This is a genomic window from Loktanella sp. D2R18, from assembly GCF_003318235.1.
Taxonomy (GTDB): Bacteria; Pseudomonadota; Alphaproteobacteria; order Rhodobacterales; family Rhodobacteraceae; genus Yoonia.
Window position 1 is genome coordinate 94,843 of the sequence record NZ_QOCG01000006.1, and the last position, 24,353, is coordinate 119,195.

At 54.6% G+C, this 24,353-nt stretch carries 26 protein-coding genes; 13 read left to right on the top strand and 13 right to left on the bottom strand.

Translation table 11 applies throughout. The features are described from left to right. Positions 1-185 precede the first annotated feature (185 nt). Entirely contained in the window at positions 186-1,613 is a 1,428-nt protein-coding gene (locus tag DS901_RS03125) for a methyl-accepting chemotaxis protein (protein WP_113775474.1), read from the top strand. A 2-nt stretch (positions 1,614-1,615) separates the two neighbouring features. Here DS901_RS03125 and DS901_RS03130 read toward each other — a convergent pair whose 3' ends face one another. After that, positions 1,616-2,200 carry a thymidine kinase gene (locus tag DS901_RS03130; protein ID WP_113775475.1) on the bottom strand — a complete coding sequence of 195 codons (585 nt, stop codon included), beginning with the start codon at positions 2,198-2,200 and terminating at the stop codon, positions 1,616-1,618. 222 nt (positions 2,201-2,422) lie between these two features. On the opposite strand from DS901_RS03130, the gene arsH reads away from it, so the two are divergent. Further along, a complete protein-coding gene (gene arsH, locus DS901_RS03135) occupies positions 2,423-3,130 on the top strand; it encodes an arsenical resistance protein ArsH (RefSeq protein WP_113775476.1) in 708 nt (235 codons plus the stop codon). A gap of 92 nt (positions 3,131-3,222) precedes the next feature. On the opposite strand, the gene DS901_RS03140 is transcribed toward arsH, so the two are convergent. Together DS901_RS03140 and carB are read right to left on the bottom strand one after the other, a co-directional pair. Further along, positions 3,223-4,341, bottom strand: coding sequence for a beta-ketoacyl-ACP synthase III (locus DS901_RS03140; RefSeq protein WP_113775477.1), 1,119 nt, complete (start codon positions 4,339-4,341; stop codon positions 3,223-3,225). Positions 4,342-4,473: 132 nt separating this feature from the next. Next, positions 4,474-7,809, bottom strand: a complete 3,336-nt coding sequence (gene carB, locus DS901_RS03145; protein ID WP_113775478.1) for a carbamoyl-phosphate synthase large subunit — start codon at positions 7,807-7,809, stop codon at positions 4,474-4,476. Between the two features lie 156 nt (positions 7,810-7,965). On the opposite strand from carB, the gene DS901_RS03150 reads away from it, so the two are divergent. From DS901_RS03150 to aspS, 3 genes are all read left to right on the top strand, one after another. Then, positions 7,966-9,075 carry an aminodeoxychorismate synthase component I gene (locus DS901_RS03150; protein WP_113775479.1) on the top strand — a complete coding sequence of 370 codons (1,110 nt, stop codon included), beginning with the start codon at positions 7,966-7,968 and terminating at the stop codon, positions 9,073-9,075. Then, positions 9,036-9,674 carry an aminotransferase class IV family protein gene (locus DS901_RS03155; RefSeq protein WP_113775480.1) on the top strand — a complete coding sequence of 213 codons (639 nt, stop codon included), beginning with the start codon at positions 9,036-9,038 and terminating at the stop codon, positions 9,672-9,674. The genes DS901_RS03150 and DS901_RS03155 overlap by 40 nt, the downstream gene beginning before the upstream one ends. Positions 9,675-9,765: 91 nt before the next feature. After that, a complete protein-coding gene (gene aspS / locus DS901_RS03160; protein WP_113775481.1) occupies positions 9,766-11,619 on the top strand; it encodes an aspartate--tRNA ligase in 1,854 nt (617 codons plus the stop codon). A gap of 22 nt (positions 11,620-11,641) precedes the next feature. Here aspS and DS901_RS03165 read toward each other — a convergent pair whose 3' ends face one another. After that, positions 11,642-12,349 carry a response regulator gene (locus DS901_RS03165; protein ID WP_113775482.1) on the bottom strand — a complete coding sequence of 236 codons (708 nt, stop codon included), beginning with the start codon at positions 12,347-12,349 and terminating at the stop codon, positions 11,642-11,644. A 130-nt stretch (positions 12,350-12,479) separates the two neighbouring features. Here DS901_RS03165 and mce point away from each other — a divergent pair, with 130 nt between their 5' ends. Beyond that, on the top strand, positions 12,480-12,884 hold the full coding sequence (gene mce, locus DS901_RS03170) for a methylmalonyl-CoA epimerase (RefSeq protein ID WP_113775483.1): 405 nt from the start codon (positions 12,480-12,482) through the stop codon (positions 12,882-12,884). Between the two features lie 60 nt (positions 12,885-12,944). Then, positions 12,945-13,253, top strand: coding sequence for a DUF1467 family protein (locus DS901_RS03175; RefSeq protein WP_113775484.1), 309 nt, complete (start codon positions 12,945-12,947; stop codon positions 13,251-13,253). Here the strand turns inward: DS901_RS03175 and DS901_RS03180 are convergent. Together DS901_RS03180 and DS901_RS03185 are read right to left on the bottom strand one after the other, a co-directional pair. Further along, the gene (locus DS901_RS03180) at positions 13,195-13,908 is read right to left on the bottom strand and encodes an EI24 domain-containing protein (RefSeq protein WP_113775485.1); all 714 of its coding nucleotides are present in this window, start codon (positions 13,906-13,908) and stop codon (positions 13,195-13,197) included. The genes DS901_RS03175 and DS901_RS03180 overlap by 59 nt on opposite strands. After that, positions 13,905-14,483 carry a nitroreductase family protein gene (locus DS901_RS03185; RefSeq protein ID WP_113775486.1) on the bottom strand — a complete coding sequence of 193 codons (579 nt, stop codon included), beginning with the start codon at positions 14,481-14,483 and terminating at the stop codon, positions 13,905-13,907. The genes DS901_RS03180 and DS901_RS03185 overlap by 4 nt, the downstream gene beginning before the upstream one ends. Positions 14,484-14,599: 116 nt before the next feature. Between DS901_RS03185 and DS901_RS03190 the strand changes: the two genes are divergently transcribed. Further along, positions 14,600-15,175 carry a YdeI/OmpD-associated family protein gene (locus tag DS901_RS03190; protein WP_113775487.1) on the top strand — a complete coding sequence of 192 codons (576 nt, stop codon included), beginning with the start codon at positions 14,600-14,602 and terminating at the stop codon, positions 15,173-15,175. Positions 15,176-15,182: 7 nt separating this feature from the next. On the opposite strand, the gene DS901_RS03195 is transcribed toward DS901_RS03190, so the two are convergent. Both DS901_RS03195 and DS901_RS03200 read right to left on the bottom strand, forming a co-directional pair. Then, positions 15,183-16,280: a class II histone deacetylase gene (locus DS901_RS03195; RefSeq protein WP_113775488.1), complete on the bottom strand. Its 1,098-nt coding sequence runs from the start codon at positions 16,278-16,280 to the stop codon at positions 15,183-15,185. Beyond that, on the bottom strand, positions 16,277-16,510 hold the full coding sequence (locus tag DS901_RS03200; protein ID WP_113775489.1) for a hypothetical protein: 234 nt from the start codon (positions 16,508-16,510) through the stop codon (positions 16,277-16,279). The genes DS901_RS03195 and DS901_RS03200 overlap by 4 nt, the downstream gene beginning before the upstream one ends. 225 nt (positions 16,511-16,735) lie before the next feature. Here DS901_RS03200 and DS901_RS03205 point away from each other — a divergent pair, with 225 nt between their 5' ends. Then, positions 16,736-17,086 carry a YigZ family protein gene (locus DS901_RS03205; protein WP_113775490.1) on the top strand — a complete coding sequence of 117 codons (351 nt, stop codon included), beginning with the start codon at positions 16,736-16,738 and terminating at the stop codon, positions 17,084-17,086. 463 nt (positions 17,087-17,549) lie between these two features. Here DS901_RS03205 and DS901_RS03210 read toward each other — a convergent pair whose 3' ends face one another. Beyond that, positions 17,550-18,164 (bottom strand): hypothetical protein, encoded by a 615-nt coding sequence (locus DS901_RS03210; protein ID WP_113775491.1) that lies wholly within the window; start codon positions 18,162-18,164, stop codon positions 17,550-17,552. Between the two features lie 46 nt (positions 18,165-18,210). Further along, positions 18,211-19,605, bottom strand: coding sequence for a 30S ribosomal protein S12 methylthiotransferase RimO (gene rimO / locus DS901_RS03215; protein WP_113775492.1), 1,395 nt, complete (start codon positions 19,603-19,605; stop codon positions 18,211-18,213). A 316-nt stretch (positions 19,606-19,921) separates the two neighbouring features. Here rimO and DS901_RS03220 point away from each other — a divergent pair, with 316 nt between their 5' ends. Further along, a complete protein-coding gene (locus tag DS901_RS03220; protein ID WP_113775493.1) occupies positions 19,922-20,410 on the top strand; it encodes a hypothetical protein in 489 nt (162 codons plus the stop codon). Here the strand turns inward: DS901_RS03220 and DS901_RS03225 are convergent. Continuing rightward, positions 20,374-20,736, bottom strand: coding sequence for a YbaN family protein (locus DS901_RS03225; RefSeq protein ID WP_113775494.1), 363 nt, complete (start codon positions 20,734-20,736; stop codon positions 20,374-20,376). The genes DS901_RS03220 and DS901_RS03225 overlap by 37 nt on opposite strands. A 228-nt stretch (positions 20,737-20,964) precedes the next feature. Here DS901_RS03225 and DS901_RS18645 point away from each other — a divergent pair, with 228 nt between their 5' ends. Both DS901_RS18645 and DS901_RS03235 read left to right on the top strand, forming a co-directional pair. After that, positions 20,965-21,135: a hypothetical protein gene (locus DS901_RS18645; RefSeq protein WP_181820747.1), complete on the top strand. Its 171-nt coding sequence runs from the start codon at positions 20,965-20,967 to the stop codon at positions 21,133-21,135. Positions 21,136-21,182: 47 nt separating this feature from the next. Further along, entirely contained in the window at positions 21,183-21,695 is a 513-nt protein-coding gene (locus tag DS901_RS03235) for a hypothetical protein (protein WP_113775496.1), read from the top strand. Between the two features lie 65 nt (positions 21,696-21,760). Here DS901_RS03235 and DS901_RS03240 read toward each other — a convergent pair whose 3' ends face one another. Further along, positions 21,761-22,363 (bottom strand): GcrA family cell cycle regulator, encoded by a 603-nt coding sequence (locus tag DS901_RS03240; RefSeq protein ID WP_113775497.1) that lies wholly within the window; start codon positions 22,361-22,363, stop codon positions 21,761-21,763. Positions 22,364-22,573: 210 nt separating this feature from the next. On the opposite strand from DS901_RS03240, the gene DS901_RS03245 reads away from it, so the two are divergent. Then, a complete protein-coding gene (locus DS901_RS03245) occupies positions 22,574-23,377 on the top strand; it encodes an ABC transporter permease (protein WP_113775498.1) in 804 nt (267 codons plus the stop codon). On the opposite strand, the gene DS901_RS03250 is transcribed toward DS901_RS03245, so the two are convergent. Next, complete coding sequence (locus DS901_RS03250; RefSeq protein ID WP_113775788.1) at positions 23,374-24,252, bottom strand: DMT family transporter; 879 nt, start codon at positions 24,250-24,252, stop codon at positions 23,374-23,376. The genes DS901_RS03245 and DS901_RS03250 overlap by 4 nt on opposite strands. Positions 24,253-24,353: the final 101 nt, after the last annotated feature.

Here is a 24,353-nt window from a genome sequence, read left to right on the forward strand (position 1 = left end):
TTAAAATCTGTTGGGCCATAAACTGGCGAACGCCTGAATTTCGGCGGCGATTGTCAACAGATAGGTGACCCAAATGCACAGTGATTCGATGCAGCATCCAAAAGACCAAAGCGGTGTGCGCCTTGCGCTGTGGTTCTTGGCTGTTCTTACGCCATTGCCACCCGTGAGCGCACTATTGATCGGCAATGCAGCGATTGGGCTTGGTGTTTTTTTCGATTGCTGCCGCTGGGGCTGCTGTCGCGACGGTCTATTTCTTGCCGGGTGCTGCAAAGGGAATGCTCGCAGCGGTGCTTCTTCTTCTCAACATGGCGCTGACGGTCGCGTTTAAGGGGCACCCATGGCAAATTGATACGCATATGATGTATTTTGCGGTGCTTGCCGTGACGGCCGTTATGTATGATATCAAAGTTTTGCTCGGGTCCGCGGCGTTTATTGCTGTACACCATCTTGGGATGAGCCTGACGATGCCGACTTTGCTTTATCCTGAAATGAGCGAAGGGTATATTGCACGCACGATGATCCATGCCGTCATTGTCGTCATGGAAACGGTTATCTTGGGGATGTCCATCTTACATCGCAATACGGTCGATAATGAATTACTGCTGCAACGCGATGCGATGCAAGAATCGCAACGTGCCAGCGAACTGGCTGAACAAAACGCGACCCAAGAACGGCGCGCGGCTACATCGGTTGTGCAACTGTTAAATGCGCGGCTTAAGACATTGTCAGAACAAGACCTGTCGCAAACACTTGATGAAGAGCTGCCTGCGCAATTCGAAGATTTGCGGCAACACTTCAATGAATTGGTCTACAGCCTGCGGGACGTTCTTCAGACGGCGACAGAGACGTCCGAAGAATATAACGTGAGCGCGCGTGAACTTTCGGGTGCTGCGGATGATTTGGCGCAACGGACAGAGGTGCAATCTGGCACGCTCTCTAAGACCGCGGAAAGCCTGCAGCAACTGACAAAAACGTTGCGCGACACCGCTGATGGCGCAAAACAAGCCAATACCACCGCGTCAGAGGCGCGCGATAGCGCTGCCAAAAACGGCGGAATCGTCAAAAGTGCAGTTGATGCAATGATGCGCATTGAGCAATCGTCGTCAGAGATTTCTAATATTATTAGCTTGATCGAAGATATTTCGTTTCAAACGAATTTGTTGGCCTTGAATGCCGGCGTCGAAGCCGCTCGAGCGGGTGAAACTGGACGGGGGTTTGCAGTCGTAGCCTCCGAAGTGCGGGCATTGGCGCAAAGGACATCAGAGGCGGCTCAGGGGGTTAAACAGCTTATCTTCAAAAGTTCACAAGAGGTTGAAAGCGGGTCTGAGCTTGTGAATGCGGCTGGTGAAGCGCTCGCCGGTATCGTCGAACAAGTCTCGCGGGCCAGTGAAATGATCGGTGACATTACCACGTCGGTCGACAACCAGGCAGGTGTGGTGCACGATCTAAACGACGCCGTACAAACGTTAGACAGTGCGACGCAGCACAATGCTGCGATGTGCGAAGAAATGACGGCAATGGGGCATCAGTTGGCGCAGGGTGCGACTGGGCTATCTGGGGCGCTTTCGGGTTTCCGTTTTGCACCGCCGACGCACAATAGAATGGCGAGCTAGGCTTATGTCGTTTCGCCCATTTCTTTACGCCAATGGCCGCGACAAAGTGAAACGTAGCGGTCGTTCCCGCCGATCACGATCTGATTGCCGTCTTTCATGACATTACCGGCTGCGTCTTTGCGCACGACCATAGTCGCCTTTTTTCCGCAGTGGCAAATTGTGCGCACTTCTCGCATTTCATCGGCCAAAGCTAACAGAGCAGCAGAGCCGGGAAACAGTTTCCCCAAAAAATCCACGCGTAGCCCGTAAGTCATGATTGGGACGCCCAGATCATCAACCGCGCGTGCCAATTGCCAAACTTGATCGGCTTCTAGAAATTGCGCTTCGTCAATAAAGACACAGGCGCAGGGCCCGGCGTCAAGACGTGCTTTGATTTTTGAAAAGAGGTCCTCGGAGGGGGCAAATGTATCTGCATCCGCGCCGATACCGATACGGCTGCCGATACGGCCAGCACCTGCACGATTGTCCAACTGTGCGATCATGAGGTAGGTTTGCATGCCGCGTTCAATATAGTTGTGGGACGCCTGCAAAAGCACGGTCGATTTGCCCGCGTTCATCGTTGAAAAGTTAAAGTATAATTTTGCCATGCGACTTCATTACCGCCGGGGCCGATGGCTTGGCAAGACACAAGCGGATATACGCCAAAACATGGCGCAGAATTTTGGAACGCGGCCCGGTATTTATGTCGAGATGAACTAGTTTTCCTGTGACAGCATTCATGTCTCCATTTAGTGGAGAGAGAATAACAGCGGCAGCATCGACGTTTGGGCGAAAATCGCGCAGTCATAAAGTGAAACGAAGGGTCGGACATGGATAAAAAAGACATGCCAAATATGGCAAAAAATGCGTTACAGGCGCTAGATATCTCGGCGCTTGTGTCGGCGGACGATCCGGGTCACGCGCCACGTATTCTGCTGCTTTATGGTTCGTTGCGCGAAACTAGCTATTCGCGGCTTTGCGCAGAGGAAGGCGCACGGGTCCTGCGCGCACTTGGGTGTGAAACGCGGTTTTTCGATCCGTCGGGTTTGCCCTTGCCCGACGACGCAGAGGCCACCCACCCCAAGGTCGTGGAGTTGCGCGAACTTGTCATGTGGTCCGAGGGAATGGTGTGGTCCAGCCCTGAACGGCACGGCGCGATGACGGGGATTATGAAAACGATTATTGATTGGATTCCGCTCTCGCCTATCGGGGGAATACGTCCGACCCAAGGCAAGACTTTGGCCTTGATGCAGGTGTCGGGCGGATCGCAGTCCTTTAATACGGTGAACCAAATGCGCATATTGGGCCGCTGGATGCGCTTGATAACGATACCAAATCAATCTTCGGTGCCGATGGCATGGAAGCAGTTCGAAGATGAGCGGATGCTGCCGTCATCACTGTATAACCGGATCGTTGATGTGATGGAGGAACTCGCGCGCTTTACCTTGATGACGCGCGGGCGCTCTGCGATGTTAACCGACCGGTATTCTGAACGGGTCGAGACCCAAGAAGATGTGCATAAACGCGTGAGTAGTTAGATCAGCGGCACAATTGGGACGCCGCCACAGGCCGCGAGTGTAAAGAAGGCCGCGAGGATGAAGAATTTTTGCATTGGTGCTCCAATCAAGAATTAGTTGCGTTCAACGATCACTGACCCAACGGAATAGCCCGCGCCAAACGAACAAATCAATCCCTTGTCGCCGGGAGCAAGATCGCCTGAGTATTTGTTGAACGCGATGATCGACCCCGCTGAAGAGGTGTTTGCATAGTCTTGTAAGACGTTGGGTTGCTCTTCGGGTTCGGGGGGGCGGCCCAAAACTTTTTTCCCGATGTAGTCATTCATCGACTTATTGGCCTGATGCAGCCAAAGACGGCGCAAGTCGCCGGCTTCGACGCCCGTTTCGGTCAGGTGATCGGCAATGTGTTGGCTGACCAATGGCAACACCTCTTTGAATACCTTCCGGCCGTTTTGCATGAACTGCATATCGCGGCGGTCATCCATGGCGTCATGGCTGCGGCGCAAGAAACCGTTGTTATTGCGGATGTTATTGCTGAATTGCGTGGCGCAGCGGGTCGACAGTACTTTGAAATGTGGTCCCGCGAGCCCTTCGTCGCGTTCAAGATAGGTTGCGGTGGCCACGTCACCAAAGATGAAATGGCAATCACGGTCGCGCCATTCGAGGTGGGCACTACAGATTTCTGGGTTCACAACGATGGCAGAGCGGATGGACCCGGCACGGATCATATCGGCGGCGGTTTGGATACCAAAGGTCGCGCTGGAACAGGCAACATTCATATCAAAGGCAAAGCCGCCCGCGCCCAAAAGCTGCTGGATTTCGACGCCCACAGCGGGGTAGGCGCGTTCCATATTTGACGCGGCACAGATCACCAGATCAACATCGGCGGCGCTACGGCCCGCGGCTTCGATTGCCTTTTGCGCGGCATCAACGCCAATTTCGGCCATATATCCGGGGGTATCATCTGCACGTTGGGCAAGCCGGGGGAACATGCGGGTTGGATCAAGCGCACCTGCTTTATCAAGTACGTAGCGGTTTTCAATGCCGGAGGCAGCGACGATGAATTCGGACGAGGAATGGGGTTTTGCTTGCACTAAGCCTGCATCAATCGCGGCGGCGTTTTCGGCATTCCAAAGATCAGCGTAGGCGTTAAACGCCACGACCAATTCGTCATTGGTGATGATTTCGGATGGCGTGAACAGCCCGGTTCCGGTGATGGCGACGTTATGCATGACAACCCTCGTTTTGCGTTGGGGCACCATATTGCGCGGCGCTGACAGATGTCCACAGTCGTAGACTTATGACCTTGCGACAGACCGCTGTTGTTAGGTCCGTCCCCGGCGGCGCCGGGGAGAATTTGATGCTTAAGCCCCTTGCAAACTACGTACTTTCACGTCGCTTTCAGCGCGCGCTTGCATGGCAAGCGTTGCTGCATGCGATGCGGCGGCTGTCGTGAAGTAGGGGATTTTATCATAGAGCGCGACGGCGCGGATTTCGCGGCTGTCTTCAACCGCTTGCGCGCCTTCGGTCGTGTTCATCACCAAAGCGATGTGCCCATCTTTGAGCCGATCTACGATTGTGAGCCCACCTTCGTAGACTTTGTTCACGTTTTCACATGGGACATTGTTATCTGCCAACCATGCTGCCGTGCCGCGTGTCGCCGTGATAGAAAGGCCAAGTTCTGTCAAAATTTGCGCGGCTTCGATCATTTCGGCTGTTTTATCCATGTCTTTGATTGACAAGAATACGGTGCCCGTCGTTGGCAATTCGGTGCCTGCGCCCATCTGCGCCTTGAGGAATGCCCGCGGGAATGAACGCGCCCAGCCCATGACTTCGCCGGTGGACCGCATTTCTGGACCAAGGATCGTGTCGACGCCGGGAAAACGCGCAAAGGGCAATACCGCCTCTTTGACGCTGAACCATGGTGTGTTCGGATCGGCCAAGGTGAAGGCATCGCCAAGCGGCAGTACATCCATCGGATCTTCGGCTTTGGGGTAGGCGGCGCGCAGAGGGAAGTTTGTTAGCGGCTCACCAGCCATTAAACGGGCGGCGATAGATGCGATGGCTGAATCGGTGGCCTTTGCCACAAATGGCACGGTGCGCGATGCCCGCGGGTTTACTTCGATCAGATAGACGGTTTCGTCTTTGACGGCGAATTGGATGTTCATCAATCCGACGACGTTCAGTGCAAGTGCCAGCGCCTCTGTCTGTTTGCGGATTTCTGCGATCATTGCGTCAGACAGTGAATATGGCGGCAGCGAACAGGCACTATCGCCAGAGTGTACGCCAGCTTCTTCGATGTGTTGCATGATGCCCGCGACATGGGTGTTTTTTCCGTCAGACAGGCAGTCCACGTCGACCTCAACCGCGCCAGACAGATAGCTGTCGAGCAATACAGGGCTGTCGCCTGAGACGACCACGGCATCAGAGATATAGCGTTCCAATTGCGCCTGATCACGGACGATTTCCATCGCACGACCACCCAAAACATAAGAGGGGCGGATGACCAGCGGGAAGCCGATGTCTTTAGCAATTTCAAAAGCCTCGGCGTCTGTTGATGCGATGCCGTTATGAGGCTGTTTCAGGCCCAAACGGTTTACAAGGTCTTGGAAACGTTCGCGGTCTTCGGCCAAATCAATCGCATCCGGCGTGGTGCCAAGAATCGGAATACCAGCTTCTTCGAGCGCATTGGCAAGCTTGAGCGGCGTTTGCCCGCCAAACTGTACGATGACCCCGTGCAGGGTTCCGTTTTCCTGTTCGACACGCATGATTTCCATGACGTGTTCGAATGTCAGTGGCTCAAAATATAACCGATCCGAGGTGTCGTAATCGGTCGACACGGTTTCGGGATTACAGTTGATCATGATAGTTTCATAGCCCTGATCTGTTAGGGCATAGCACGCGTGACAACAGCAATAATCGAATTCGATCCCCTGACCGATCCGGTTTGGACCACCGCCAAGAATGACGACTTTCTTGCGGTCTGAAGGCCGTGCTTCACATTCCACTTCGCCCATCACTGGGTTTTCATAGGTAGAATACATGTAAGGCGTTTGTGCTTCGAATTCGGCCGCGCAGGTATCGATCCGTTTGAACACGGCATTCACGCCGAGGTTCTGGCGTGCGCGCCGGACTTGATCTTCGTCGCGTCCGGTCAGTTTTGCCAAACGTGCGTCAGAAAACCCGAGCATTTTCACGCGGCGCAAACCCTCTTCGGTGACCGGCAGACCATCGGCGATGACTGCGGCTTCGGCGACGATGATTTCGCGGATGCGTGCAAGGAACCATGGGTCAAATTTGGTGACTGCGTGGATGTCGTCATCGGATAGCCCGTGGCGCATCGCTTGGGCGATGACGCGGATGCGGTCAGGCGTTTGTTTGGCCAGTGCTTTGGTGATCGCGGCGGCTTCTGGCGCACCCGGAATGTCGATATCATCAAAGCCGGTCAGCCCGGTTTCCATCGATGCCAGCGCTTTTTGCATGCTCTCGTGGAAGGTCCGGCCAATTGCCATGGCTTCGCCGACGGATTTCATTGCGGTGGTCAGATGTGGTTCAGACCCTGCGAATTTCTCAAAGGCAAAGCGTGGAATTTTGGTGACGACATAGTCGATTGTTGGCTCAAATGACGCGGGTGTGACCCCTGTGATGTCATTGTCGAGCTCGTCCAATGTGTAACCTACGGCCAGTTTCGCCGCGATTTTCGCGATTGGGAACCCGGTTGCCTTAGACGCCAGCGCGGAAGACCGCGACACACGTGGGTTCATTTCGATCACGACCATCCGGCCATCCGCAGGGTTTACGGCCCATTGCACGTTCGATCCGCCGGTTTCGACGCCGATTTCGCGCAACACGTTGATCGAATGTGTCCGCATCACCTGATATTCTTTGTCAGTCAGGGTCAGTGCCGGGGCGACGGTGATACTGTCGCCTGTGTGCACACCCATTGGGTCCACGTTTTCAATCGCACAGACGATGATCGCATTGTCGGCCTTGTCGCGCACGACTTCCATCTCGAACTCTTTCCAGCCAAGCAGAGATTCGTCGACGAGGATTTGCGCCATAGGCGATGCTTCCATCCCCGTGCGGCAATAGTGTTCGTATTCTTCACGGTTATACGCAACGCCGCCACCAGTGCCGCCAAGCGTGAATGCTGGGCGAATGATCGCGGGCAGGCCGACATATTCGATTGCGTCGATGGCCAATTGCAGGCCCGCTTTGATGTCGAATTTGTCGTTTTCCATTTTTGGTGCAGTAATGATCGTCGCTTTGGGGTTTTCAATCCCTAGGCGGTCCATCGCTTCGCGGAACAATTTCCGGTCTTCGGCCATCTCAATGGCTTCGCGTTTCGCACCGATCATTTCGACGCCGTATTTTTCCAGCACGCCCATATCTGCAAGCGCCAGCGACGTGTTCAAGCCGGTCTGGCCACCCATTGTTGGCAGTAACGCGTCGGGGCGTTCTTTTTCGATAATTTTTGCGACGACATCAGGTATGATCGGTTCGATGTATGTCGCGTCGGCCAGTCCCGGATCGGTCATGATCGTCGCGGGGTTAGAATTCACCAAGATCACCCGGTAACCTTCTTCGCGCAGTGCTTTACAGGCTTGTGCGCCGGAATAGTCGAATTCGCAGGCTTGTCCGATAATAATGGGCCCTGCACCGATGATCATGATCGACTTGATGTCAGTACGCTTTGGCATGGCGGGCCCCTTCGGAAGGTAAATTTTCGTGGGTTATAGACAACAGCGCCCAAGGCGCAAGGGCCTTCGTAGAAAGGGCTTGGGTTGTCGCAATCGATCTGTGAATTTTTCGATGGCAACGGTATTTAGCTAATAACAAACTTAGGAGATTTTGATTTGCGGCTGCAATTTGATCATGGGCCAGACGGTGCGGGCGTGTTTGATCGGGCCATACGGATCATTACAGCTGATTCCATTGCCGAAGTTGCGGGTGCGCTTACTGCCGTCGAACAGGCATTGGCGCAGGGGAATTGGGTTGCAGGCTATGCCAGTTATGAATTGGGCTACGCGTTAGAGCCGCGCTTGCATGATCTCATGCCGCGTGACCGGCGCCTGCCACTGATCCGGTTCGGCGTTTACGATGCGCCTATTGCTGCCGAAATCGCGGCTGGCCCCGCAAATATTGGGGCATTAGATGCGGGCTGGGATCAGGATGACTATCAACGCGCCTTTGCGTGGGTCCATGATTTCATCGGGGCAGGCGATATTTATCAGGCGAACCTGACCTTTCCATTGCACGCGCAAGTGACCGGAAATCCGCAGGCGATCTATGAGGCGCTCATGCGGGCGCAAGCTGTTGGGTATGGCGTTTTGGTTATACAAGATGACTTGCCCGATTTGCTTTGCCGATCTCCCGAGCTGTTCTTTACATTAGATGGGGCGACGATCACTACCCGCCCGATGAAAGGCACCGCACCGCGTGGCACGACACCTGCGCAAGACGCGGACGCGCGTGTGTTTTTACAAAATGATCCTAAAAATCGCGCCGAAAACTTGATGATTGTGGATCTCTTGCGTAATGATATCAGCCGTGTGGCGCAGGTCGGATCGGTCAAAGTTCCGCAGTTATTCGCAATTGAGACCTATGAAACCGTCCACCAGATGACATCGACAGTGACCGCAGAATTGCGGCCTGATGTCGGTTTAGGTGCGATTTTTCGCGCGCTGTATCCGTGCGGTTCGATCACTGGTGCACCAAAATTGCGGGCGATGGAAATCATTCGAGATATCGAAACAGCTCCGCGCGATGCTTATTGCGGCACGATTGGCTGGGCGGCTCCTGACGGGCGGGCATGGTTTAATGTGGCCATTCGTACCTTGATGCTCGAAAATAAACGCGCCACGCTCAATGTTGGGGGCGGCGTTGTGTGGGATAGCACCGCCCATTCAGAATATGAGGAGGCCTTGTGGAAAGCACGCTACGCATCCCTGCCGAAACAAAGCTGATCGAAACTTTCGGCTGGGAGCCGGGGCAGGGGTATCCGCGGCTTGATCGCCACCTGCGCCGATTGGCGCACAGCGCGGCGATTTTAGGCTTTCGTTGCGATATCCCCGCGATACGCGCGGCCTTGGCCACTTATGAGAGCGATATGCAGATGCGTTGCCGTCTGACATTGGCCTGTGATGGTCGCATAGAAGTAACGCGCAGCCCGATGGCGCAGCGTAAGCCGTTTTGGATGATCCAAATTGCGCCGCAGCGCCTGGATGCTGCCGATCCGTGGCTGCGTCACAAGACGACAAACCGGGCGCTATATGATGATGCGCGCGCCGCATTGCCCGCAGGCGTTGACGAGCTGATCTTTCTCAATGAACGTGATGAGCTTTGTGAGGGGGCGATCACCAATATTTTCGTCGAAACGCAGACCGGAGAGATGCTCACCCCGCCTTTATCGTCGGGCTGTTTGCCCGGCATTTACCGCCAAGAACAGTTAGACAGTGGCGCGTGCCGTGAGGCGGTGCTTCGTTTGGCAGATCTCGAAGCGGCGCATTGGATCGGGGTTGGCAATGCATTGCGTGGGGCCATTTGTGCCAAATTTCAGCGGTAAACCGCGCTCAAATAGGTGTGCATCCTTGACATCAGGCGTGCAACCTAGTGTATCGGCGCAACAACCTTTGAACCCATAGGACCATGACATTATGCACGCATACCGCAGCCACACCTGTGCCGATCTGACCGCCGCCAATGTTGGCGATACTGTCCGCTTGTCGGGCTGGGTAAATCGGGTCCGCGATCATGGCGGCATCTTGTTTATCGACCTGCGCGACCACTACGGTATTACGCAGGTGTTGTGTGATCCGGATTCAGCCGCATTCGCTGACGTCGAAAAAGTGCGCTCAGAATGGTGTATCCGCATCGACGGTGAGGTCAAAGCGCGTGATCCAGAACTGATCAACGCCAAACTGCCAACCGGCGAAGTCGAAGTTTTCATTCGCGCGATTGAAGTGCTTGGCGCATCAAACGAATTGCCGCTGATGGTCTTTGGTGACCAAGAATACCCTGAAGAAACACGGCTGAAATACCGCTATTTGGACCTGCGCCGCGAGGCGATGCAGGACAATATGAAGCTGCGTTCTGATGTGGTGGCATCCATGCGCCGCCGGATGTGGGATGGCGGTTTCCGCGAATACCAGACCCCGATCATTACCGCGTCCAGCCCCGAAGGTGCCCGCGATTTCCTTGTGCCGTCGCGTTTGCACCCCGGTAAATTCTACGCTCTGCCGCAGGCCCCACAGCAGTTTAAACAGCTGATCATGGTGTCGGGATATGACAAGTATTTCCAGATCGCGCCCTGTTTCCGCGATGAAGACCCGCGCGCTGACCGTTCACCGACAGATTTCTATCAGCTCGATTTGGAAATGTCCTTTGTTGAACAGCAAGACGTGTTCGACACGATCCAACCAGTGATCACAGGTATCTTCGAAGAATTCGGCAAAGGTCGTAAGGTTGACCAGACGTGGGAACAGATTTCTTACCGTGATGCCGCGCTTTGGTACGGCTCTGACAAGCCCGATCTGCGGAACCCAATTAAGATGCAAGTTGTGTCTGAGCATTTTGCTGGTTCCGGTTTTGCGATTTTCGCAAAATTGCTGGAACAAGAGGGCACCGAAGTGCGTGCGATTCCGGCGCCAAAAGGTGGGTCGCGTAAATTCTGTGACCGGATGAATGTCTTTGCACAAAAAGAAGGTCTGCCCGGCATGGGCTATATCTTCTGGCGCGAAAAAACAGCGGATGCTGTGGCGCAAGAACTGGGCATCACGGTTAAAGAAGCGCAAGCGAAGTTGAAATCAGGCGAAGTTGAAGGTGGCATGGAAGCCGCTGGCCCGCTCGCTAAAAACATCGGCCCAGAGCGTACCGAGGCGATCCGTCAGCAACTGGGTCTTGGGCTTGGCGATGCGGCGTTTTTCCTTGGTGGGAAGCCAAAAGCATTCGAAGGTGTCGCAGGCAAGGCCCGCAATGTCATCGGTGAAGAACTTGGCCTGACAGATTTGAACCGCTTTGCCTTTGCTTGGATCGTGGATTTCCCGATTTACGAGCAAGACGAAGAAACCGGCAAGATCGATTTTGAACATAACCCGTTCTCAATGCCACAAGGTGGTATGGAGGCCCTGCAAGGTGACCCGCTAAAGGTGTTGGGCTACCAATATGATCTGGCGTGTAACGGGTATGAATTGGTGTCTGGCGCGATCCGGAACCACCGCCCTGAAATTATGTTCAAAGCCTTTGAGATCGCAGGCTACGGCGAAGAGGAAGTAAACAAACGCTTTGGCGGCATGGTCAACGCGTTTCAATATGGTGCGCCACCCCACGGTGGTTGTGCGGCTGGGATTGACCGGATTGTGATGTTGCTGGCTGATGCGTCGAACATCCGTGAGGTCATCATGTTCCCGATGAACCAACGCGCGGAAGATCTGATGATGGACGCACCATCCGAGCCAATGAATGAACAGCTGCGCGAATTGCACCTGCGCACGATCCCGGCTGAAAGCTAAAGAAATTAGTGCTGGTGGGCGGCTAAAGCGGCCCGCCAGCGGCAATGCGTTGTTCGACCATATCGGACAGGGCCGTGACACCACCGGTGGTGTCATCCCCTGTAGAATGCAGCGCAGCGAGCGATTTTGCCGCCTTGCCAAGCGCGTCATCTTGAGCGCTGCGCGCGATCCCATCCAAAAGCTGCGTGACATAGCTGATTTTTACCGTGCTTTTCGGGCGGTTCAGAATTTCTGAAATATGGTGCAGATCATCGCGGTATGCGACCAAATCGGGGTTGATGGTTTCGTTACTAACCATTCGCGGGCCGGGCGGTTGGCGGTGCGCTGGCAGGTGACGTAGGATTGCATCCTGAAAGGCCGCCAGATTGGCAATCGGTTTGGCGATAAACCCATCGGCGCCGGCTTTTATCACGTCGTGTTCTGCATTTGGATCGCCGCTGATACCAAGGATCACCTCAATCCGGGGGGATGCCGCCGCTAACATTGCGATCAGATCAAGCCCAGACCCATCAGGCAGCCCCACATCAATCATGATGACGCAAGGCCGATAAACGCCAAGATGTTTGCGCGCGTGTTCAATGCTATCTGCGCGTCGCAGCCGGGCGCCCGAACGCTGGCAAAGTAGGCGCAACGCCTCGCAGGCGAAAAGACTGTCTTCGACGACAAGTGCGGTGATTCCTAACAGCGGGCGGTCCGATGTGGGCGTTTGCTTGAGCATAAAGTCATCCATCGCGATTCTCTCCTTGGAAGCGGGCGCGACCATTGAGCACAGGACAAGGTGAACAGGGGGTTAATTTGCGATAGGACATTGCGCTCGTAAACGTGTTTCGCGATATTGCGCGAAATGAGGAGAATATGAAATGATCGGTCGCTTGAACCACGTCGCCATTGCTGTCCCGGACCTAGAAGCCGCGAGCGCACAATACAGGACCATGTTGGGGGCAGATGTTGGCGCGCCTCAAGACGAGCCCGACCACGGGGTGACAGTTGTGTTCGTCACGCTTCCCAATACAAAAATTGAATTTTTGTATCCGCTTGGCGATGCCTCTCCGATCCAAGGGTTCTTAGATAAAAACCCGGCGGGTGGCATTCATCACATGTGTTATGAAGTTGATGATATCATTGTAGCTCGTGATCATTTGGTCGCTGAGGGCGCGCGCGTTTTGGGAAATGGAGAGCCGAAAATCGGGGCGCATGGCAAACCTGTCTTGTTTTTACATCCGAAAGATTTCCAAGGCTGCCTGATCGAGCTGGAACAGGTCTAAGGTGCTTGCCTAACCGGCAGTAATACCTATGTAGCCTTGTAGTCTTTGAAAGGATCACCCATGGGCCCCACGTCAGCCATCGTTCTTTTTGCCGTCGTTTGGGCAATGGTATTTTTCATCGTGTTGCCGCTGCGGATGCAAACCCAAGGCGAAGCAGGAGAGGTCACACCGGGCACCCCTTCGTCTGCACCTGCGGACCCGCAAATTAAGCGCAAGGCCTTCATCACGACACTTTGGGCGGTGCCAATTTGGGCCGTGATTGCAGGGACAATTCTATCTGGTGCAATTTCGGTCCGCGACATGGACTGGTTCAACCGGATGGCGACGCCTGATCTTCCCGGTGACACAACGCATGATACAAATGAGTGAACGTCGCAGCGCCTAAGATCGGAATGATCAAGTTCAGCAAAGGAATGGTGAGCGGTAGCGCCATCAAGCAGCCCGCTGCCCAGATCGTGCCTTGGTGTCGTTTGGCCATTGCCTTGGCGCGCGCACGCCCCTCACGGCGCATCGCAGCAAGCTGAAAATACTCACGCCCCAAAAGATATCCGTTCATGCCATAAAATATGAACACGGCCGCAAAGGGTAAGAAGGCGTAAAGCACAAAGGCGCAGATGTTTGCGGCCACCAATATTCCAAAGAAATTAACGGTATCGCGCAGGCCTTCAAAAAAGCCCACAGCAGGCGTTGGGGGTAGGTCGGGGAAGTGTTTGGCCTCGACAGCATCGGCAACCTCATCCAAAAAAAGTGAGGTAATCACCGACGCGACGGGCACCATCAAAAAGACGGACAGAATGATCATCAAGATCAACGATCCCCATCCCAGCAAATCACCGAACCAAGTGATCTCAGCGCCGTCGGGTAATGTGATTGGCTCTGATGCCAGCCAATCAATGATCCCCAACAGGCCAGCATAGCAGCCAATAAGCAGCGCAATCGTAATCCCAATCCCGCGCCAAAGGACCGATTGAAAACGCGGGTCATTCATCTGGGAAATACCTTTGGAAAACGATGTGAAAATCATGTTTCAAGCCATGTTGTGATTGCAGCGAGATCAGGGCGTGGCCGTTCCGGGGGGCTGTTTGATTCGGTGCCAAAATGAATAAAACCCGCGACCGTTTCATGGGGTTCAAGCCCAAGCCCGTCGCGGATAAATGCGCGGTCATGGCTGGCCCAGCCTGACAGCCAATTGGCTCCCCAGCCAGCGGCAAGCCCTGCGTTCACAAGGGCCAGACAGACAGCGCCTGCGGAATAGATTTGTTCGATTTCGGGCACTTTTTCAGATATGACGGGTGATGCAACGACCGCCACCGCGAGATTTGAGTTGGCAAACTGTGCGTGGTTTTTCGCGATCTTATCTGGATCAATGCTAAGCGCGGCCCCGCGTGTTTCAACAAGTTCAGCCAAACGGTTCAGCGCAGGTTTCGAAAGTACAATAAACCGCCAAGGCTCTAGCTTGCCATGGTCAGGCGAACGAGCCGCAGCCGTCAGCAATGTCGTGAGCGTTGCGCGATCCGGGACCGGTGTTGTCAGCGTCTTGGCCGGACGCGATCGCCGGGTCAAAAGAAAATCAAGGGCCGCTTGGTTCGGTGTGGGCATGGTTTATCCTGCATTTGCTTGATCTACAGATATGTGTGAGCGGTCGCGCTGACAACCGGCATTGCGCGCCGCGTGGGCTTTGCTAAGGTGCTAACACAGCAGCTAGGGAGGACGCTTTGGACGTTAATCTCGACCGGGTAAAAGCCTTCGAAAACCCGGCTGAATTTTGTGATTGGTTGGCGCAGAACCACGCACAGGCCCCCGAAATTTGGTTGAAAATCTTCAAGAAGGCGTCAAAAATCCCATCGATTGATTGGGAACAGGCCGTGATCGAAGCGATTGCTTGGGGCTGGATCGACGGGATTAAGAAGTCTTGTGATACGCTGTCCTATTACCAAAGGTTCACACCGCGCCGCGCCCGGTCGAACTGGTCGCAAAAGAACCGTGAACATGCAGAAAATTTGATTGTGAAAGGTCGGATGCAAGCGCCGGGGCTAACCCACGTTACAGCCGCCAAGACGGATGGGCGCTGGAATGCTGCCTATGCTGGCTCTGCGACGATGGAAACTCCCTCGGATTTCCTTGCGGCATTGACGGATAACCCCAAAGCGCTGGCGTTCTATGAAACCTTGAACCGCAGCAGTATCTTTGTAATCTACCACCGCCTGCATTCCGCGAAACGCCCACAAACGCGGGCGGATCGGATGGCGAAGCTACTTGATATGCTCGAACGTGGTGAAAAGCCGCGATAGCAATTTGCTACAACGCGTCCACCATCGCCCCAATCACACCGCCCAGATAAGCATCAAACCCGGCGTCGGGTTGGCGCAGCGGAAACACCTCGGCGAACGGGTCGGGGGCGCTGGTATCGCTACCGGACATGGTTTGTAGGACCGCATGGCCACAAAAGGGCACATAGGTTTCGGAATAGCCGCCTTCGTGGACCATCAAGAGTTTGCCGCCGCAGACATCATCAGCCAGCGCCATTACCTGTGCGGTCATTTGCGCAAAGGTGTCGGCGGTGGCCAACATGCGTCCGAGCGGATCATTGGCGGCCGCATCATACCCGCAAGCAATGATCAGGACATCGGGTGCAAAGCTATGGATCGCGGGCAGGGCCAGCCGTTCCATCGTAGCAAGGTACCCTGTGTGTCCGGTGCCTGGGGGCAGCGGAATGTTCAGGTTAAACCCAGTGCCAGCACCTGTGCCTCGATCCACAAAAGCACCGGTGTCCATTGGGTAATTTCGGTCTTGGTGGATCGACACGGTCAGCACGTCATCGCGGTCATAAAACACCGCCTCAGTTCCATTGCCGTGGTGCACATCCCAATCGAGCACTGCAAAGCGCTTGGCTTGACCAGCGGCACGGGCGGCTTCGATTGCGATACCAATATTGTTGAACAAACAGAACCCATTAGGGAAATCGGGCAGACAGTGGTGGCCGGGCGGGCGTGAGAGGGCATAGGCATTGCGTAGTTGCCCGGTTAACACGGCTGAAAGCGCGGATTTCGCGATCCCTGCCGAAAGTGCCGCCAATTCATACCCACCGGGGCCAAAGGGCGTGCGCCGTCCCAATTCGCCGCCGCCTGCGTCAGATAATGCTTTAAATTCATCAAGATAATGCGCGGGGTGTACGCGCAGCAAATCAGCGCGGGTGGCGATGTCAGCGCTGCGCATTTCAAGATCACGGGCAAGCCCAGTGACTTCGATCAGGTTTTTAAGGCGGCGTTTGGTTTCGGGGCTTTCAGGAAGACCGCCATCAAGCGGTTGCACCAAGCCGCCAACAGGCAACATGCCCGCATAATTTCCGCCACCGTGCCAAAAGCTGCGTTCATCCCAGAAAAATCCTGTGGTCATGTTTTGCGCAATTGATAAACGCCTTCGGGAAGATCAAGCGCCGCCTGCAGATCGCGTAACTGGCTGAATGATATGGTGATTTGTACGGGTTCATCGCTGCGCGGATCGATTTGGGTGACAGTGATGCAATCGTCTAAAGCATGTACAATGACATCATCGAGAAGCGGGGCAGCCCCTTCATCAACAAGGGTCACAACGGTCGCGTCATAATCGTGTTCGATGGTAAACATGAACAAAGCCTAGCGCGGCGTTTGATGGGGTGCAAGCGGCTGTTGCGAAACGAAAAAGGGTGCCGCCCATAATTTGCGACACCCTTTGTAACATGGCCCAAGTCTGGTTCGAAATAACCTTGGTGGGCCTGTAACTATCAACCGAATATGTTATGTTTTTAGCTGAATTCTGAATGGGAGTCAGGTCATGGATTCCATACCTCTTGATTTGACGGTGCGCCTGTTTTGAAAATTATCCAGAATGTTGTCAGTGATCGCGGGTCGAAATATGCGGTTTCGGGCGGGCCTGTCGGGTCTGCGGATGAGGCGCGTGTTTTCATTAAAGCCCTGTGTCGCAACAAGAAATTCGCCAAGGCCACGCATAATACTTGGGCCGTTCTCCTGCCCGATGCGCCCCTCAAAAACGACGACGGCGAAAGCGGTGCGGGCATGGTGATCTTGCGGATGTTGGAGCGCGAAGACCTGCAAAACCATATCATCGTTGTGACACGCTGGTACGGCGGCAAGCACCTTGGCGGAGATCGGTTCCGGCATGTGCAGGACTGCGTGCGGACCTATATCGCGGCGATGGATTAACCGCGCGTACGTGGGCGTTTGGGTGATTTGACCGAATCTTTGATGAATGTCTTATTTTATTAGGTTTTGCGCGGTCGGCATTGCGTCGGCGCAGCGTCGAATTTGCGTATGGCAGCTTTGCTGTATTTGCTTGGTTTAAGGGGTGTACGATGGACTGTTGTTAACGGTTGGTTGGGGCCTAGAGGGATGAAGCGTTTGTATGGTGCCTATCAGTAGTGGAGCGCTTGGACCGAGGGGGTGAGCCGCGTCTAGGAAACTGTCCAGTGGACAGTTTCAGCGGTGAACGCGCGAAGCGCAGGGGGTGCGAAGCGCCCTCCCCATGGGGAGGGTTTGCGCCGTCTCGGAATTGATCCAGTGGATCAATTCAGGCGAAAACGGGCGAAGCCCCGGCCCGGGCGCTGCCCGGCTTTGCCGGGCGGGGTCAATGGCGGTTGATACGTATCAAACTAACTGCTGTATGAAATCAACTTCGCAAACAATCCGCGAATCTATCGCTCAACAAAAGGTGCTCAATCGGAACCACAAAATTATCTAAACGCGTGAGACATAAAAGGATTTTAGATGGGGCCGCTCGTTGCTGGGGATGTCGCATTGGCGGCAACGCCTCAACAGTAGCAAGCAGTTCGTCGGTGAAATATCCGCACTCGGGCGTTGTCCCACACATTGCGATAATAGACTGTAGTTCCAACGCATATGCCGTCTTTGAATAAATTTCAGCGCGGGCAAAATCTTGATTAGATTGGAAAACATAAAAGGCCACCCGTCCTGCTTCGTCAGCGATTGAAAGCGTTCTCATTGGGCTGCCCGCCAGCTCACTGCGAATTGCAGCAATGTTCTTTGCGACGAAGCTTCTTGTGCCCACTTTATATAGATAGCTGGTAAGAAATTCTGATGAACTTAGGTCACGATTTTCGATGACCCATGTTGTCGTTTCGTCGCAGTCCGACAGGTCGGTCGGGTTAGATCTGTCCAAGAATTCGAGATATTGAAGGCAAATGTCGAGTGGGGGGCTATGATATTCAGCACTGGCTTGGGACGCAAAAATTGAGATGACTGTTGCTATGAGTATTCTAAACATATCGGCTCAATCGTTTTTTGGTTTCAAAATTGCGCCTCTAAGATTTCTATAAATTCAAGCGCGCCCACAAATCATACTCCCCCGCCTCCTCAACCACAACCTTCACCACATCTCCCACAGCCAACCCGTCAACCCCTTCATCAATGAACAGGTTCCCGTCGATCTCTGGTGCGTCGGCCCATGTGCGGCAGGTGGCGATGCCGTCTTCGTCGATGTCGTCGACAATGACTTCGAGCGTTTTGCCAACCTTGGCTGCGAGTTTGGCTTCGGAAATGGCTTGGGCTTTGGCCATGAACCTATCCCAGCGGTCTTGTTTGACCTCTGGCGCGACGTGATCGGGCAGGGCGTTGGACCGCGCGCCTTCGACGTTTTCGTATTGAAAGCAGCCAACGCGGTCCAACTGGGCTTCATCCAGCCAATCAAGCAGGTGTTGGAATTCGTCTTCGGATTCACCAGGGTAGCCGACGATAAAGGTGGATCGCAGGGTGATATCAGGGCAGATTTCGCGCCACGCCCGGATTTCATCCAGCGTTTTGGCACCCGCCGCAGGCCGCGCCATACGCCGCAGCACATCGGGGTGGCTGTGTTGGAATGGGATATCAAGATAGGGCAGGATGCCGTTGTTTGGGTCCGCCATCAGCGGAATCAGGTCGCGCACATGCGGGTAGGGGTAGACGTAATGCAGCCGCACCCAAGCGCCGAGTTTCCCCAATTCCCGTGTCAGATCAAGGATATGGCTGCGCACCGTATCGTCTTTCCACGGATTTACGTCATATTTACGGTCCAGCCCGTAGGCTGAGGTATCTTGCGAAATCACGAGGAGTTCTTTGACACCAGCATTCACCAGCTTTTCCGCCTCGCGCAGGACCGCGTGCGCAGGCCGTGACGCCAGTTTGCCGCGCATATCGGGGATGATGCAGAATTTGCATTTGTGGTTACAGCCTTCGGATATCTTAAGATAGCTGTAGTGCCGCGGGGTCAGCGAGACGCCTGTCGCGGGCAGCAGATCAATGAACGGATCAGGGTTCGCAGGCACGGCGCTGTGCACGGCGTCAAGCACCTGTTCGTATTGGTGCGGCCCGGTGACGGCCAAAATGTTGGGATGGTGTTCGCGGATGTAATCGGGTTCCGCGCCCAAGCAGCCTGTGACGATGACCTTGCCATTTTCGATCAGGGCCTCGCCAATCGCATCAAGGCTTTCGGCCTTGGCGCTGTCTAGAAAACCACAGGTGTTGACAATCACGGCCTCAGCACCGCTGTAATCAGGCGAAATCGCATACCCTTCGGCGCGCAGCCGGGTCAGGATGCGTTCGCTATCGACCAATGCTTTGGGGCAACCAAGGCTTACCATGCCGATGGTTGGTTGGCCGGGGCGGCTGGCGTCGGTCATCTTGGCCTTGGGGGCCAAGTCGGGGCGGAGGTTTGGCGGGTTCTGGGTCATGCCTGCCCTATAGCGCGGGGCGGGGGCGTTGGGAATGGGGTGTTGCGTGACGCGAGACGGGTCGTGCTGATTGCGACGCACGGTGGGGGGCTGCCACAGAATTTTCCCGCACGATGGCCTGGGGCTGCGCAGGCGGTTTAGGTCGCGATGTGTAAGCCTGGTTTGGGGGGCGTCGTGATACGCCTGACGGCAGGCAGCGATTATTTCACCGGCCTCGCGCGCATGCGAGCAACTGTGATTCTGCACTCCTTGTTGGCGGGACTGGGAGGCCATAGCTGCGGTTCATCTGAATGAACTTACCGCAAGAAAGCCTGAAATGACCCATTCTCTATCCCGAAAAACGATCATCTTATCTGTTGCCCTCGCGGGGGTGATTGGTGAGATAATATTCGAAGCCTATGCTTGGCTTTTGTCACCGTTGTTGTTTGGCGTGACGTTGCAGCCATCGAATCTTGTCATTGCGATCACGCAAAAAATATTCGGCTTGACGTTATCGCATGGGGCCGCATTTGCGATTCACTTTACCATTGGATCACTTGGGTTCGGATTGTTTGTTTATCTTGTGCGCTGCGTGATGCCTGCACGGGTTTGGATGACCGGTTTGGTCTCTGGTTTAGCTCTTTGGTTTATCGCGCAAGGCATGCTTGCCCCGTTTATTGGGCGTAGCTTTATGATGGATTTTGGCACTTATACACAGTCATCTTTTGTTGGTCATGTTGGAATGACCTTGATCATGTCGCGTCTGATGGCCGCGTTTTTGAAAGCATCCTATTTGCGCGGACCGTTAGGGCGCGAGAGCACATAGGTGGCCGCGCCGATCATGCAGATGGCTTGGATTAGGATCAGTTGAGGGCGCAGACCCGCGATGATACTGCCCGTCAGCGCGGCGCTCATCATCACAACGGCGATGGCTTTATACCGCGGGGCAATCGCGCCGTTTTCGCGCCAATCCGCTATGATCGGGCCAAAAATGCGGTGATCTTCAAGATAGCGATGCATGCGCGGGGAGCCTTTGCTAAACCCAAAAGCCGCGAGGATCACAAACGGCGTGGTCGGCAAAACCGGCAACACCACCCCGATCGCGCCTAGACCCAATGCAGCCCACCCCAGCAACAACCAAAGGCCGCGCATGATGGTTTTCCGAGAGGCGGGGGTAAAGGGCACGCGAATCCTGACATGACAAAGCTATCTGCCGTTTTTAGATAAGCCAAAGCTTGCCCGATGTAAGGGGATGGTGGAAGGTAATGACATTTTTTCTAAAGGTGATTTCTTGACCGCGTTGAAAAATCCTCTCGGTATGATCGTCGTGAACTGCGCCGACCCTGAGGTTGGTGTCTACTACGCGTGCGGTTGCGCGATATGCTCATTGATCCGATGCTGGAACGGATGGGCGGGGCAGAGGCCGCGCCGAAGTTTGCGATGGTGCGCCATACGCTGCGGTTACCTGGAATGGCGGATGTGTCTGCGGACGTTTACTGTGCGCAGTTACGGCACATGTTAGATGCCGCTTTGACGTATGAGCGGACGTAGCCAAACAGTATTCACATTTCCGCCGCGGCTGGCGTAGTTTGCGTGTTATGAACTATTTGGAATTGATCATCACCTGCGAACACGAGTTGAATACGTTGCACGGGGCGTTACATGCAACATTGGAGGATCGGGAAAAATCTGCCAGCCATCGCGAAAAATGGGTAAGGGCTGCAAAGGCATTCCGCGCGTATGATTCACCTGTTTTCGAACTGGCCGACCAATGCCGCCGCTTTGGTATAAAAAGTGCGCCTGAATTGCGCGCATTTGTCTTTGCTTACATTCAATGTGATCCATATTTTTATCGATCAGGGTATATCCTGGAACAGCTGTTGCCGAAGGTAAAACAGCTGTCGCTGTCGGAATTTGAAAAAGGTGTAATCCAACGTACAATCTTGAAGCGGATTGAGACAAAAGCACTCCGCAACTTTCGACATCTGTGCAAGCTTATCCACTATGTGGATGATGCGCCGTTTCGGGACGCATTGCGGGCGCGCGCAAATTCTTCAGACACTCAGATGCGCAGGCGTGCAAAGTTTGCGCTTGCATACCTTCCAGACTGAAAAACCGCCCCGTAAGGGACGGCTTTTTGCGTAGGGTGGATCTTGATCCACCTAACCATAAAATATTACCGGCGCCGGTCGCGGCGCGATGACATGGGTTGGAATGCGACGCCGACATGGGCTTCGCAGTACGGTTTACCAGCCTGTACGGGTAGCCCGCAAAACCAAAAATCATCTGTTGCCGGATCACCGACAGGCCATTTACAGGTCTTCTCGGTCAGCTCCATCAGGCTGATGCGCTTGGCACCTTTTTCGACTTCGCTGACTTTGGCCAAAGCCTCTGGACTGATTTCATTGGCCGAAGGTTGCGGCGGCAACGGTTGACCCGCAGGAATAATCGCGCGGCGGGCCGCTGAAATCGGAATGCCGTTTTCGTCCAGTTCAACCTCTTCTTTGACTGCAGGCACAGAGGCCGCAGGCGCAGGTTTTGCTTTAGGCGCTGGTTTGGGCGCTGCCGGTTTGGCTGCTGCGGCAGGTTTTTCTTTGGGTGCGGCTTTGGTCGCCGCGGCACCGCTGGCGGCAGCCCGGTTTGACAGGCCAAGGCGATGCACCTTGCCGATCACAGCATTGCGGGTCACGCCGCCCAGTTCTTTGGCGATTTGGCTCGCGGACTGGCCTTCGCCCCACATCTTTTTGAGCGTCTCAACGCGCTCGTCTGTCCAGGACATATGGATTCCTTTGGTTCAGTGGGCCGGATAAGGTGATTTATCGGGCCTAAAAATCTGTTCAAGCCTTACAATAGTCTTTGTGCGCAGGGATGTGAAGCACGTGATCAAGGTTTTCGTGCGTTATGGCAGATCGGGCGCAGTTTCATGCCGTCAGGACTGGTTAATTCTGACAAATAGACTATGTCACGGGGCAAGCAAAGGAACCTTCACATGACTATAAAATCTGCAATGGGTGTGCGCCGCTTTGGCCGTGTGAACTGGTTGGGCACTTGGACGTTGGTGCGCCGTGAAATCAAACGCTTTATGAATGTATGGTCGCAGACCGTGATGGCCCCGCTGATTAACGCGGGCCTGTTCTTGATGATCTTCACCATCGCCATAGGGCCGCAGCGCGGGGACGTGATGGGCGTTCCGTTTATGACGTTTCTTGCGCCGGGGATTTTGACAATGACGGTGATCCAAAACGCATTTGCGAATACATCCTCCAGCTTGGCTTCTGCCAAGGTGCAGGGCAATATTGTTGATACGCTGATGCCGCCGCTTTCGGCTGGCGAATTGGTCTTTGGCTACATCGGCGGTGCGGTTGCACGCGGAGCGTTGGTCGCGGTTGTGATTGCGCTTGGGTCCTTTCTTTTTCTAGGCGTTGGCATGCAAAATCCGGCTTGGGCGGTCCTATTTGTATTGTTGGGATCTGTGCTCATGGGCGGTTTGGGGATGATCGCAGGGATATTTGCCAATAGATTTGATCAGCTTTCGGCGATTTCGAATTTTCTTGTCACGCCACTCGCGTTTCTATCGGGCACTTTCTATTCCATCGATGCGCTGCCAGGATTTTTGCAAACGCTTAGCCATGTGAACCCGTTTTTCTACATCATCGACGGTGTCCGTTTCGGGATGATCGAGGTGTCGGATAGCAACCCTTGGGTTGGCTTATGTGTCGTTGGTGTTGCGTGTCTGTTTGTCCTTGGTATCTGCCTGCGTTGGATGCACACAGGCTATCGGCTCAAAGCCTAGCGTTTTGCGCGCGTTTCTCTCCAACCCAATATGATGGCGCCGCCGACGATCAAGGTTGCCCCAATCATGCTGACGTGGTCGGGGTAGGCTTTGAATAGGACACCATCATAAAGCGTCGCGAAGATAAGCGTGATATAGCTGAAGGGTGTGATGAAACTGGCGTCTGCACGTGCGACTGCGTTGATAAAACAGGTTTGCGCGACGGCCATAAGTACCCCAATGCCAGCCAGCGCGCCCCATTGTCCCAAAGTCGGAAACGCCCAAAACGGCCAAACAGCTGCCGTCGCAATCGCCAACCCAAGTCCGTTGTTGATGAGCAGTATTTGGAACGGCGCTTCGCTATTGGCGAGCTTTTTCATGAAAATAAGCTCAGCGCCCATCATCATAGCCGCCCCAACGGCAAGTAAGCCCGCAAGCTGGAAAGTATCTGTGCTGGGGCGCAGTAGAATGAGCGCCCCGATCAGCGCGGTAAACGCCGCAAACCAGCGCCACGGGCCAACCCGTTCCCCCAGAAACGGGATCGCAAGGATCATCGCAAAGACAGGGTTCAGGAAGCTGATCGCAGTCGCATCTGACAGACGCATGTTTGCCGCCGCCGCAAACATCAGGCTAACCCCGCCCCATCCAAACAAGGTGCGCCCTATATGCAGCCGCAATCTGGGCGTTTTGATCCGAGGGCGCATGATGCTGGCGGCCGTGCCAATCGCGATGAATGCAAACAAGAAACGCCCATGGCTGACCTGCAGCGGGTGTAACGGCGGCCCTAAGACATTAGTGCCAAGGGTCTTTGCCAGTAACATGGTCCCCGCGATGAATGCGGTTGCCGTCACGATCAGCAAAACCGCAAGGCGCGGGTTATGAGTGGGTAATGTCATGGTTGCATTTGCCCCCACGCGTATGGGGATTGCAACGCTAGAAATTTCCGTGCGTTTTTGTCTTCACTGTTACAATGAATTGCGCTACGCACGGCCTATGA